This window comes from Nonomuraea solani (genome assembly GCF_900108335.1).
Classification (GTDB): Bacteria; Actinomycetota; Actinomycetes; order Streptosporangiales; family Streptosporangiaceae; genus Nonomuraea; species Nonomuraea solani.
The window spans coordinates 196853-208853 of sequence record NZ_FNVT01000014.1; the positions used below are offsets into that span (position 1 = coordinate 196853).

The 12001-nt window shown below is 69.7% G+C and carries 14 protein-coding genes; 5 read left to right on the forward strand and 9 right to left on the reverse strand.

Features of this window, described 5'->3' with window-relative positions; translation table 11 throughout:
* Positions 1–273 precede the first annotated feature (273 nt).
* A complete protein-coding gene (locus C4V41_RS39385; protein ID WP_103961194.1) occupies positions 274–786 on the forward strand; it encodes a phospholipase in 513 nt (170 codons plus the stop codon).
* 3 nt (positions 787–789) lie between these two features.
* On the opposite strand, the gene C4V41_RS39390 is transcribed toward C4V41_RS39385, so the two are convergent.
* From C4V41_RS39390 to C4V41_RS39400, 3 genes are all read right to left on the reverse strand, one after another.
* The gene (locus C4V41_RS39390) at positions 790–2817 is read right to left on the reverse strand and encodes an ArnT family glycosyltransferase (RefSeq protein WP_103961092.1); all 2028 of its coding nucleotides are present in this window, start codon (positions 2815–2817) and stop codon (positions 790–792) included.
* Positions 2814–4076, reverse strand: a complete 1263-nt coding sequence (locus tag C4V41_RS39395; RefSeq protein WP_103961195.1) for a glycosyltransferase — start codon at positions 4074–4076, stop codon at positions 2814–2816. The genes C4V41_RS39390 and C4V41_RS39395 overlap by 4 nt, the downstream gene beginning before the upstream one ends.
* An 87-nt stretch (positions 4077–4163) precedes the next feature.
* On the reverse strand, positions 4164–4736 hold the full coding sequence (locus C4V41_RS39400) for a helix-turn-helix domain-containing protein (protein WP_235030661.1): 573 nt from the start codon (positions 4734–4736) through the stop codon (positions 4164–4166).
* A 70-nt stretch (positions 4737–4806) separates the two neighbouring features.
* Here C4V41_RS39400 and C4V41_RS39405 point away from each other — a divergent pair, with 70 nt between their 5' ends.
* On the forward strand, positions 4807–5808 hold the full coding sequence (locus tag C4V41_RS39405) for an alpha/beta fold hydrolase (protein WP_103961094.1): 1002 nt from the start codon (positions 4807–4809) through the stop codon (positions 5806–5808).
* 149 nt (positions 5809–5957) lie between these two features.
* Here C4V41_RS39405 and C4V41_RS39410 read toward each other — a convergent pair whose 3' ends face one another.
* The 6 genes from C4V41_RS39410 to C4V41_RS39435 form a co-directional block, all read right to left on the reverse strand.
* Positions 5958–6521, reverse strand: a complete 564-nt coding sequence (locus C4V41_RS39410; protein WP_200824521.1) for a cysteine dioxygenase family protein — start codon at positions 6519–6521, stop codon at positions 5958–5960.
* A gap of 41 nt (positions 6522–6562) precedes the next feature.
* Positions 6563–7228 (reverse strand): dihydrofolate reductase family protein, encoded by a 666-nt coding sequence (locus C4V41_RS39415; protein ID WP_103961095.1) that lies wholly within the window; start codon positions 7226–7228, stop codon positions 6563–6565.
* Between the two features lie 39 nt (positions 7229–7267).
* Positions 7268–7729 carry an SRPBCC family protein gene (locus C4V41_RS39420; RefSeq protein ID WP_103961096.1) on the reverse strand — a complete coding sequence of 154 codons (462 nt, stop codon included), beginning with the start codon at positions 7727–7729 and terminating at the stop codon, positions 7268–7270.
* A 21-nt stretch (positions 7730–7750) separates the two neighbouring features.
* Positions 7751–8614 carry a hypothetical protein gene (locus C4V41_RS39425; RefSeq protein ID WP_103961097.1) on the reverse strand — a complete coding sequence of 288 codons (864 nt, stop codon included), beginning with the start codon at positions 8612–8614 and terminating at the stop codon, positions 7751–7753.
* A complete protein-coding gene (locus C4V41_RS39430) occupies positions 8611–9150 on the reverse strand; it encodes an RNA polymerase sigma factor (RefSeq protein ID WP_103961098.1) in 540 nt (179 codons plus the stop codon). The genes C4V41_RS39425 and C4V41_RS39430 overlap by 4 nt, the downstream gene beginning before the upstream one ends.
* A 121-nt stretch (positions 9151–9271) precedes the next feature.
* On the reverse strand, positions 9272–9655 hold the full coding sequence (locus C4V41_RS39435; protein WP_146103953.1) for a hypothetical protein: 384 nt from the start codon (positions 9653–9655) through the stop codon (positions 9272–9274).
* A gap of 714 nt (positions 9656–10369) precedes the next feature.
* Here C4V41_RS39435 and C4V41_RS39440 point away from each other — a divergent pair.
* The 3 genes from C4V41_RS39440 to C4V41_RS39450 all read left to right on the forward strand — a co-directional run bounded on the left by C4V41_RS39440 (position 10370) and on the right by C4V41_RS39450 (position 11945).
* Positions 10370–10660 carry a hypothetical protein gene (locus C4V41_RS39440; protein ID WP_103961100.1) on the forward strand — a complete coding sequence of 97 codons (291 nt, stop codon included), beginning with the start codon at positions 10370–10372 and terminating at the stop codon, positions 10658–10660.
* A gap of 100 nt (positions 10661–10760) precedes the next feature.
* Complete coding sequence (locus C4V41_RS39445; RefSeq protein WP_200824523.1) at positions 10761–11156, forward strand: hypothetical protein; 396 nt, start codon at positions 10761–10763, stop codon at positions 11154–11156.
* A 111-nt stretch (positions 11157–11267) separates the two neighbouring features.
* Entirely contained in the window at positions 11268–11945 is a 678-nt protein-coding gene (locus C4V41_RS39450; RefSeq protein WP_235030662.1) for a GntR family transcriptional regulator, read from the forward strand.
* Positions 11946–12001: the final 56 nt, after the last annotated feature.

Here is a 12001-nt window from a genome sequence, read left to right on the forward strand (position 1 = left end):
TCGTCCGATCCGGCCGCGCCAGCATGCCGGGAAGATTTCCGAAAAAACAGTCTTGTCGTTTCCGGCGGCGTCAGCCGGGCGATCGCTGACTCTTCCCTTGACATGTGGCAGACCCTCTGTAAAGGGTCTTCCTCCGTAAACTCTCGCCCGAAAATTGAGCAAGATCTGCTTCGCGTTCTCCGTTATTTCGCTTCATCGTTAGGGCGTCGGGCGAACCTGGCCGCGACACGTATCCGGCCCCGGGCAGAAGAAGCAGGTCTCATGGTCAGCAGAATGGTCAGCAGATCCGTTGTGACACTCACCCCCATCGCCGCCCTCCTCCTGTCCTTCGCGTCACCCGCCCACGCGGCCGTGACCCTGGAACAGAAACTCGCCGTCCTGTCCTCGTTCTCCCAGCCCACGGCCCCCAGCGCCGCCTCGTGGCGGAACGCCTGGGAGAACCAGGGGGCGTGGGAGTCGTACGCCTTCGACTGGTCGACGGACCTGTGTTCGAGCAGCCCGGACCAGCCGCTCGGATTCGACTTCCGGATGTCGTGCCGACGGCACGATTTCGGTTACCGGAACTACAAGTCCGTAAGCCAGTTCCCGGCGAACAAGGACAGAATCGACGACGCGTTCCTCTTCGATATGCGGGCGGTGTGCGCCGGATACTCGGGGGTGTCCAAGAGGACCTGTGACGGGCTCGCCTGGACCTACTATCAGGCGGTCCGGCAGTTCGGCGACCTCGCCGTCAGCGACGAGCAGATCCGGCGGGTCGAACGGGAGGCCCGGCGCGCCGCCGCGTGACGTTCACGAGCCGCATCGGTAGAGCTTCTGGGCGCCGCCGAAGGGTGATCTGTCCGAGGTGTCGCTCTGCTCGGTGCCGCCGTACTCGGCGGCGGGAACCTCCTCGCAGGCGCGGGCGATCCAGGTGGTACGGGCTTGCGCGGCCCCTTGCCCGCCTCCCATCATCCGCTCCGGGCCGTCGCCGCTGAGGACGTAGCGCAGCTCGCCCGCCTTGACCCAGCGGTCGAGCTGCTCCGCGGTCGGCGCGGGATCGGACCCCATGAAGCCGCCCATGCCGATCACCGTCTCATCGCTGTTCATGATGTACGCGGCGGCGCCCATCGCGGCGGTGTTGATCGCGAGCTTGATGCGGGCACCGCCGGAGTGGGCGACGGCGTAGTCGAGGATCCTGCGCTGACCGGCGCTGAGCTCGGCCCCGCCGCCCATCGGCCCGCCCGTCGGCCCGCCGCCCATCGGCCCGCCTCTTCCGGGACGGGCGCCGGGCATCCCGCCGCCGAAGGTGGTGCGCGGGCCCGCCGCCGGGTTGGTGCCGTTGGCGTCGGGCGGCCCGAAGGCGTAGGCGATCGACCACGTCGCCGGCGCCAGCAACGAGGGGATGAGCACCGCCGCCGCCACGGCCGGCCCCGTACGGGCACCGCGCAGCCCGGTGAGGAGGAGGAAGGCGATCGCGGCGACGGCGGCGGCGAGCACGGCGTACCGCAGCCAGCCGTTCCACGAGGTGTCGCGCGAGATCAGGACCCACGCCCAGACCGCGGTGACGGCCACCGCGCCGGCGGCCGCCACGGCGCCCCGGGAGTGCCGGGCCAGCCACACCACTCCCGCGCCGACCAGAGCGGCCAGGGCCGGCGCCAGCATCGTGGTGTAGTACGAGTGGAAGATCCCGGAGGCGAAGCTGAAGACGACGGCGTTGACCAGCAGCCACCCGCCCCACAACAACCACCCGCCACGAACGGCCGGCACTCCCCGGCGCCTGGCCTTAGCGGCGAACACGACGGCGGCCACGACGATCAGCAGCGCGAGCGGCAGCAGCCAGCTGATCTGCCCGCCCACTACTTCGTTGAACATCCGCAACGGTCCGGACGAACCACCGAACCCGCCGAAACCACCACGCGGCATGGGCGTATCGGGAGGCTGGAACCCACCCGGCGGCATCGACGGCATCCCACCCGGACCGCCCCCGCCCGGACCGCCACCACCTGGACCGATACCACCCGGACCGCCCCCGCCGAAGATTCGTCCGAGGCCGTTGTAGCCGAGCACGAGATCAAGGGCGGAGCCGTCCGTACTGCCCCCGATGTACGGCTTTTCCCCCGGCCAAAGATCCACCAGCACCACCCACCACAGCGAGCCGGCCAGCAGCACCCCGCCCGCCGCGGCGAGGTCACCGATCCGCCGCCGCCAGGGCGCGGCCGTACCGAACAGGTAGGCGAGCAGGAAGGCGGGCAGGCACACCCACGCGGCCAGCATCTTGGTGGTGAACCCGCACCCGATGAGGAAGGCGGCCAGCATCAGCCACCCGGTGGCCCGGCGCGGCGCGATGCCGCCTCGCAGCGCACGGGTCAGGGCGTAGGCGGCGGCCACCAGCAGCAGCACCAGCAGCGTGTCCGGGTTGTTGTCCCGATTGATCGCGACGGTGACCGGGGTCAGCGCGAGCACGAGGGCGGCGATCAGTCCGGCGCCCTCACCGGCCCACCGGCGTACGGCGCGATGCAGCAGGAAGACCGCCGCCACGCCCTCGATGATCTGCGGCAGCAGCAGCGACCACCCGTGATAGCCGAAGATCCAGGTCGAGACGACCTGCGGCCACATCGCCATCGGCGGCTTGTCCACCGTGACGACACCGGCCGGATCGAAGGAGCCGAACAGAAACGTGGTGACGCTCGCCGACATGGACTTGACGGCGGCGCTGTAATACGTGTTGCCCCAGCCCCAGGTCCACCAGGACCAGCCGTAGAGCACGGCGGCCAGCAGGCAGATCGCGGTCAGCGCGTACCGTCTGGGGGCGGCCGCGCGCAGGGAGATGACGGTCATCTGGATGATCGGCTTTCAGGAGCGGCGGCCCGGCGGAAGACCCAGCCGCGCAACAACAGGAATCGCCCGGCGGTGCCGAGCACGCAGGCGCAGACCAGCACCGTCAGTTCCACGGCGCGCGACGGAGCCGGGGTGACGGCGTGCAGGGCCAGCAGCGCGCCGGAGGTCAGCGCGTAGTACAGGCCGAACACCACCAGCCCGAGCAGGTGCGTACGCGTGGCGGAGCCGCGGGAGGAGGTGAAGGTGAAACGGCGGTTGGCCTCGGTGTTGAGCACGGTGGTCAGCGTCAGGGCCAGCAGGTTCGCCGGCAGCACGGGCAACCACGTCCGCAGCAGCGCGTACAGGCCCAGATGCGCCACCGTCGACAGCACCCCGATGGCGCCGAACGACACCACCTGCCACAACAACCCGCCGCTGCTCCGGTCGGCCAGCACGGCGTCCGGGTGCGCGGCGCGCGGCTCGGGCCGCCGCGGCAGATCCGGTACGCGCGCCGCGCCCGACGCCTTGGCCCGCGCCACCCGGAGCAGGCCCTTGATGTCGTCGAGGGCGGTGGACATCACCTGCACCCGGCTGTCCACGTCCTCCACCCAGTCCACCGGGACCTCCTGCACCCGCAGCCCGTTGTGCTCGGCCAGCAGCAGCAGTTCGGTGTCGAAGAACCAGCCGTCGTCCTCGACCTTCTCCAGCAGCGGCCGGATCACCGCCGTGCGGGCGGCCTTGAACCCGCACTGCGCGTCGGTGAACCCCACCCCGTGCGTCCACCGGATCAACGCGTTGTAGCCCCGCGAGATGATCTCCCTGCGCGGCCCGCGCAACGTGCGTGCCCCGCGCGCCAGCCGGGAGCCGATCGCCACGTCGGAGTGCCCGTTGACCAGCGACGCCGTCAACGGCAGCAGCGCGTCGAGACCGGTCGACAGATCGACGTCCATGTACACCACGACGTCGGCCTGACTGCGCGCCCACGCCGTACGCAGCGCCAGTCCGCGCCCCTTGCGCTCCAGCCGCAGCACCCGCACGTCGTCGGGATGGCGCTCGGCCAGCTCGGCGGCGACCTCAGGGGTGCGGTCGGTGCTGGCGTTGTCCACGACGGTGACGGTCCACTCGAAAGGGAAATACCGCTGGAGATGGTCGCGTAGTACGTCGATACAACCGGGCAGAGCCCGTTCCTCGTTGTGGACGGGGACCACGATCTCCACCGTCGCGGTCAGTCCGGGAGGCACGTCGGTGTCGCCTCGCGCGGTCACGGCGTTGTCGGTCATGCGCATCACCACTCGCCCGCTCGCGAATCTGTCATGACGCCAGTCATCGCATGCGACTGTGTGAGTAATGTGAGAGCTCTCGCCGATTCAGACGTCCGTGATGTGAACGCGCTCGCCCTGCTGCCCGTAGATGGCGATGGTCTCCGCCGGTATGTCGTCCCGGGCGTTGCCGATCCAGTGGGCGGTGTTGGTGTCGAACTCCGCCGCTTCGCCCGCCGTCAGCACCGTCTTGGTGCCGGTGAGGACGAGCTGGACCGCGCCCTGGAGCACGTAGAACCACTCCCGGCCGGGGTGCCGGTGGAGCTTCGGCGGCGGAAGCTGCGAAACAGGCGGATAAATCACCTTGTACGCCTGCACGCCCCCCGTCTTCATACCCAGCGGCACGAACGTCAGCCCATGCTTCTGAAAGGGCCGCAGGTGCACCCGCGGATCCCCGGTGGACGGTGCCGCGACGAGCTCATCGAGCGGCACGGAGTAGGCGCGGGCCAGCGGCAAGAGCTGTTCCAGCGTGGGCCGGACGTGCCCGCGTTCCAGCCGGGAGATGGTGCTCGGAGTGAGCCCTGTGCGCTCCGCCAGCTCGGCGAGGGTGATGCCGAGAGCCTTGCGGAAGTGCCGCAGCCTCGGGCCGACGTTCTCCAGTACCGCTTCGTCTTCTGTCACGGGCCGGCTCCTTTTGCAATCCTGCAAAAAAGTATGCAGCACCGCAAGCCCGCACGTGAAGCTTGTGCACATGAAGCACTCTCTCCGCCTCCTCGGAGCCGTCGCGCTGGCCCTCTCCCTCGTCATGGGCGGCACTGCCGCGGCCACCACGAAGCACGACACGGAGTTCAAGCACAGGTTCGCGAAGGTCCGCGACGTGCGCATGCACTACGTCATGGCCGGAAAGGGCCCGGCATTGGTGCTCCTGCACGGCTGGCCGCAGACCTGGTACGAATGGCGCGACATCATGCCGGCCCTCGCCGAGCATCACACCGTCTACGCCCTCGACCTCCCCGGCCTCGGCGACAGTGCGGGAAGCCCGGCGAGCTTCGACAAGAAGACCCTGGCACGTTATGTCCACGACCTGCTGCGCGATCGGATCGGACTCGACGAATTCGACCTGGTCGCCCATGACCTCGGTGCCGGAGTCGGATTCCAGTACGTCTCCCAATTCCCCGGCGAGGTGAAGTCCTACGTGCATATGGACTATCCGCTCCCCGGCCCGAAACTGGCCGCCGCGCGGTACCGAACCTTCTCCTGGCACATGGCCTTCAACAGCCAGCGGGCGATCCCCGAGAAACTCATCGACGACCCGGGCGATGTGCGCGATTACCTCACGGCGTTCTACCCGCAAGTCGCCTACGGCGGAACGGCGTTCGGCGGCACGAGGACACGATCGCCGTTCACCGAAGCGGAAACCAGTGAATTCGTCCGCACCTACAGCCGCCCGGACGTGCTGCGTGCCGGATTCGAGCTCTACCGGAGCCTGGACCAGGACGAGCGCGACAACACCGCGGCCGCCCGCGTGAGCACCCGCACGCTTCTCCTCACGGCCACCGGTTCACTCGCCGCCACCCGGCCGACCCTGGCGCCGATGCTCGGCAACATCACACGCGCGGTCGAGATCCCGAAATCAGGGCATTGGCTCGCGGAAGAAAACCCCAAGGCCGTGGTGCGCGAAATCCTCGCGTTCACGGGCAAAGGTCCGACTCCATGCCGGCCAGGGCCGCACATGAGGCCTGGTGATTGCTGAACATGAACATGACGCCCGAGATCGGCACGGCGGCACGCGCACACGGTCACTTCTTTGCTGCCCTGGCTTGAGACGTCGGTCGAACGATTGACAACGTATCAAAAGTCCGACCGTCGATAACCGCGTGAAAGGCGGACATTCACCGGACATTAATCGGCCACCGGGCTGTCCCAGCCGGAGACGAACCAGTGGACCGCCCCCGTGGCCGGATCGTACGACCGCCGGCTCATCGTGCCGATGTTGCCCCCGTAGACGTGGATCCCGATGGTGGGCTCGTCGCCGATGGCCACGACGGCGTGGACGTCGTCGTCGGTCGTACAGCACACGGTGACCTGCCCGCGTTCCCACACCTGCTCACCGGCCGGCGTCAGGGCCCTGCCCGTCTCGGACGGCAGGGGCTTGACGTAGCGGACCTCCTGCTCGGCGCCCGAGTAGACGCCCACGACACCCCACATCTCGTGCCCGTGCACGGGCGTGCGCTGACCCATGTTCCAGACCACGGACGCCAGCGACCAGCTGTCGTCGGGGGCGATGTAGAGCGGGTACGTGACATGGCGATCTTTCGACGGCCGGGTGACCTCCGGGGGAAGCCGGTAGCCGCCGGCCAGCAGCCGGGACAGCAGAGCCGAGACCTCTCTCGTGATCTCGTGCTCGTCGTCGATCCTGCCGACCAGGTTCGTCACGTCCTCGATGAAGCGGTCCAAGGTCTCCACGTCGTTCTCCTTCGATTCGCCGGCGGCGCCATCCGGCGCCGTCAACGAATGGTCGGAGCCGCCCCGGCCGTCTCGACATCCCCACCGCGTGTGAACGTCACATGCGTGACTCCGCTCGGCGAGGAGGTGGCCTCGACCTGGTAGTCCTTCTCCAGGCCCTCCAACCCCTCCCAGAGGCGTACACCTCGGCCGAGCAGAATCGGCACCACCGCGACGTGCATGTAGTCGATCAGCCCGGCGGCGAGGAAGTCACGGATCACGGTCGGACCCCCGCCGAGACGCACGTCCTTGCCGTCCGCCGCCTTGCGGGCCGCCTCGACGGCCTCGGCGGGGGAGGCGTCGATGAAGTGGTACGTCGTGCCGCCCTCCATCTCGATCGACGGGCGCGTGTGATGGGTGAGGATGAAGACCGGCGTGTGGAACGGCGGGTTAGGACCCCAGGCGCCCTTCCACTCCGGGTCCTCGTGCCACCCGGGGTGGCCCCACTTCCCGGCGCCCATGATCTCGGCGCCGATCCCCGGATTGTGCCGCTGCACGAAGACGTCGTCGACGCCGCCACTACCGCCGGTCTTCCACCACCGAGTGGCGAACATCCATTCGTGCAGCCTTTCCCCGGCGTGACCGAAATGCGCGTCGTGGCTCTGCCCCTCACCGGTGCCGTAGCCGTCGAGCGAGATGGAGAAGTTGTGAACGCGGACCAGTGACATGGCTGATGCTCCTGGGCAATCGGGGGTCGTCGTTCGTAGCTAGACACGTCGATGTCCGATTGACAAGCCCCCTTGGCGCGCGATGGCCTCCTCCCATGAGCCGAGGAAACCGGCGTAACCGTCGGCGAACTCGCGCAGCTCCTCTTCCCCTTCCGGCGACAGGGCGGTCAGCTCGTACGTCACCCCGACGTCACTGCCGCCCCGGTCGTCCGCGCTCACCTCGACGGTGACCGTCCCGGCCCGCCGGCCGGGCGTGACCCTGGCGTACGAGATCCAGCGGCCCGCCTCGCGCCCGACCACGACCCAGGTGGTCGTCCGGCCGTCCGCGTCGGTCTCGAACACGGTGCCGGGGGCGGAGTCGTCGGCGGCGTCCATGGGGAAGCGCGGACTCCAGCCGTCCACCCACCGCTCCTCGCCGCGCGGCGTGAACAGCTCGAACGCCTCGGCGGGCGGCAGCGCGACCGACAGGCCGCCGGCCAGCGTGTACTGGGCGCCGCTCATTTCTCCTCCAGCCGGTAACACTCAGAGTTCACGGGTGACCATCAGCCGGAACGTCCCCTGCCGCGGCTCGTCCACCTGCCAGACGAACCAGTCGTCGCCGACCGGGGTGTTCTGCTTGTTCGGGTACATGACGTAGGGGATGTCACGCGAGGCCTCGCGAGGCCGTCGGTCGCCGGCGGGACGGGGCTCGGTGACGAGATAGGTGACCTTGAGGCCGCGCTTCTCGATCTCCGGCCGGACCCGGCCGACGGTCTTCCCCTCGTACGCCTGCGAGGACGTGACCCGGAGCGGAGACACGGCCGGCACGTTGTGCGGCGTGTCATCGGGGACCAGCACGCAGGGGGCCACGGGGCCGTGCATGAGGATGGTGCTGGTGCCGGTCCATCCGTAGATGGGGTCGACCTCCAGGGTCCAGACGAAGGTCTGGCCGGGCTTGAACAGCTTGGTGTCGATCCGCATCTGCCAGCCGTGGCCCTCCTTGTCGCCGGGGATGTTCGCCGGCGCGTGGTACAGGCCGCGCGGAACGTCCCGTACGGCGGTCCCGCGTTCGTCCCTGCACCTCTGGCCCGCGGGCACGTAGTCGACGAGGGCCGGCACGCCCAGGCTCGTGAGCTGCCTGTTCAAGCCCTTCGCGTCGGCGAAGTCGCGTACCGTCACATGAACGATGCCGTCGGAGTCCTTGGTGACGGCGTAGGCGGTGTCGCCGCCGCCCAGAGACGTGACGGTGGCCACCGCGGCGACCGTCGCGGCCGCCGCTCCGGCCGCCATGGCGAACATGATCCGGCGGCGTGGCCGCCTGTTCCGTCCGGCCGCCGCCCGCGCGGCGATGTGGTCCTTCAGCTCGGCCAGCCGGCGCTCTTCGAAGCCGGCCAGGGTCTCGTTCATGACGATCCTTCCAAGACGGATTCCGGGAGGCCGGCCGGGTCGGCCAAGAGCCGGCGGCGCGCCCGGTGCAGCCGGACCCTGGCGGTGCTGACGCGGATGCGCAACGCCGTCGCCGCGTCGGTGACCGAGAGGCCGTCGACGTCCACCAGCTCGGCCACGGCCCGCAGACTCCCGGGCAGGCCGGCGATGGCGGTCAGCAGCGGGCGGGCGGCCCGTTCCGCGTCGACGCGCTCTTCCAGGCGGGTGATGTCGTCGGCGTCCAGCGTGCGCCGCCCCGCCGCTCGGGCGTTCTTGTGCAGCTCCTTGGCCGCTCTGCGCTGCTCGGAGGCCACCACGTTGCGCGCGATGCCGAACAGCCAGGCCTCCTCGCTGCCCCGATCCGGCCGGTAGGTGGCCGCGGTGTCGATGGCGGCCAGGAACACCTCTGTGGTGAGACCGTCCACCGTGTGCGGATCGGTCATCCGGCGGGCCACGAAGCGGCTCACGCGCTCGGCGTGTCTTCGGTAGAAGACCTCGAACGCCGTGGGATCTCGCATCGTCCGGCGAAGATCCTGCGATGGAACGTCGGCCATCCCGTGTGCCTTCCTATAGCTCCCGAGTTTCCCCTTCTTGGCGAGAAAGGCGGTGAACCATTACATCCGGGCGGATGGCCGTCCGTCAGGCGGCGGCGCGGATCTCCGTCACGGTGAACGCGTCGACGACGTGCCGGTTGTCCAGGAGGAACCCGACCAGTCCCGCGATCGCCTCCGTACCCGTGGCCGCCCGTACCTGTCCGCTGAGAAGGTAGACCAGGGGCGTGGACGGCTGGTCGAGCGCGAAGCGGCGGCCGTGACGGCGTACGTCCTTCAGGACCCTGATCGGTATGGGCCGCTCCGAGGTGAACCACACCGCGCTCCGCCACAGCGGCAACCCCGGCTCCGCGTCGGCGGTGGCGTGGTAGCAGGCGATGCAACCCCTGCCGGCGTGCAGGCCGTGGGGGCAGGTCCATCGGGCCACGTCCGCGGCCGCTTGGCCGCGCGTGCCCAGCTTCGCCTCGCTCACGCGGCGACGCCGGACCGGCTGCTCGGACGGTGGACTGGAACGGGTGACGATGATCGAATTCCCTTCGTTAGGGCGCTGCGGGGGAACGTACGGGCCGCGGGTGCCGCACGCGGCGTCGGCGGCTTCCGGATCCAGGCCGGTCGGGGGCGATGGGTAGCGGTTCGGCATCGGGCGTGCCGCCTGTCTCCGGCGTCGAGGGCCGGCTGTGTCGGGGGGCGACGCCGACACGGTTGCCGACATGCGAAATGTCCCAGGCAACCCACCATACGCCGCCAGGCCCCGCGTACCCGTACCCCCACACGGGTGGTCCGGCCCGTGTTCCGGCTCAAAGTATCCCAGGGCGATCCTTGGGAGTTCGGAACCCACCGGCCCTGACCAGGCCGGGCCGATCCCGCTCCGGTCCAGATGCCGCCCGAGCGAGGCGCCGGAGGCCGGGACCGTCCTCGAGAGAAGATCGCGACAATCCGAAGAGAGGCGTCCTCCATGCTGGCAAGGGTCATCATCTCCCGGCAGCCGGGAGCCGATCCTGCGTGAACGGAGAGAACGGATGCGCCTTCGCCGTACGAAACCCGTGGGTGTCCGGCGCCGAGCCCGGCGCCGGTGGCTGGAGTCGCTGGGTTGTTGCGCGGTAGTGGTCGCGACCCTGGCCTGAGGCCGATCCCGGCGGCACGAGAGTGCGCGTTGTTGCCCGGGGTAGAGCACTGTTCACAGGAGGTGAGGATCATCGAGGGCGAACGGCGTGAGATCGCTTGGCGGGGGCCGCGGCTTCAGGCGGAAGGGGCCGGCGCCAACGGGTGTTCGGTTCTTCGCGTGCAGGGCGACATGGATTTCACCAGCGCACCGGGGGCCCGGCCGCCGCACGTGTGCACGATCATGATGCGCCGCACCAGCCTGGCGGATCACATCGTCATGGCCGACAGCGTGCCGGCCGTGACCGCGGGCCTCCAGGCGGGCGGCCGGGTAGGCCCGGCGCGGGCGCGCGAACGCATCCAGGTGGCGGGCTGACCATCAGCGGCGGTGGATCAGTGATGGTGGACCGGTAGCGGCCGGCCCCCGAGGACGTCCGGCCGGTGTGGCGGCGGGCGGGCCGGGTATCCGCAGGCATGTGAGCCATGATGAGCAGTACGGATTCGTCTTCGACGACCGCTACCGGCCGCTGCTGGGCGTGCTCGGCATCGGCCCGCGCACGTGCGGGCTGACGCTGACCCCGCAGGCGCTGCACGTCCGCTTCGGGCCCTGGGTCGTGCGGACGCCGCTGAGCAACGTGGCCGGCGCCGAGCTGTCCGGCCCCTACTCACCGCTCAAGGCCATCGGTGTACGCGTGTCGCTGGCGGACCGGGGGCTCACCTTCGGCACCAGCACCGAGCAGGGCGCCTGCGTCCGTTTCCATCGCCCGGTACGCGGCAGCGACCCCCTCGGCCTGCTCACCCACCCCGCGCTGACGGTCACCGTCGAGTCCCCGGCCCGGCTCGTGGAACGCCTGCGGCGGGACCACCGGTAAGATCGGAGCTTGATCACTACCGATGTCGGTTAACCGTAAACGGTTGACGTTGATCAGGTAGGGTGAAGCGGGATGGTTCCGTCCCGGGCGGAGACCACGAGAGGAACGCTGGTGACGATCATCAATCCGTTGCGGAACCCGCCGCTCGGAGATCAGTTGCTCGTCCAGCTCCGCTCGCTCATCGTGCGCGGTGAGCTGAGCGTGGGCACACATCTCGTCGAAGGCAAGATCGCGGAGCGCTTCGGCGTCAGCCGGGGCCCGGTCCGCGACGCGCTGCGCCAGCTCGAGATCGAAGGGCTGGTCGAGACGCGCAAACGCGGCGTTTCGGTCCGAGGGCTGTCCGACAAGGATCTCGTGGAGCTCTACTCCCTGCGCGGCGCCCTGGAGAGCCTGGCCATCAAGGAGGCCGTCGCCCGGCTCGACGCCGCCGACTGGACCCCCATCGACGAGGCGCTCGGCCGGATGCGGTCGGCCGCCGCCGCCTCCGACCCCGCCAGTTTCGCCGCCGCCGACCTCGACTTCCACAGCGGCTTCTACACGCTCGGCGGCAACCGCTGGCTCACCGCCACGTGGGCGCTGCACCGGCCGCTGTTCGCGACCGTACTGGAGATCACCAACACCGACCGCGACCTGGTGCCCGTCGCCGACGACCACGCCGAGCTGAGCGGGATCATCCGCTCGGGCGACGTGGCGGCGGCGCTCACCGCGCTCGCCGCGCACCTCGACGGGTCCTGCGACAGGATCCGCGCGACGCTGAGCGAACGGCCGAGCCCCCCGCCCGCCTTCTGAGCCACTCCCCGTCGCGGCGACCGCAGGGCGAACGAGCAGCTTCCCGCCGCGGCGAC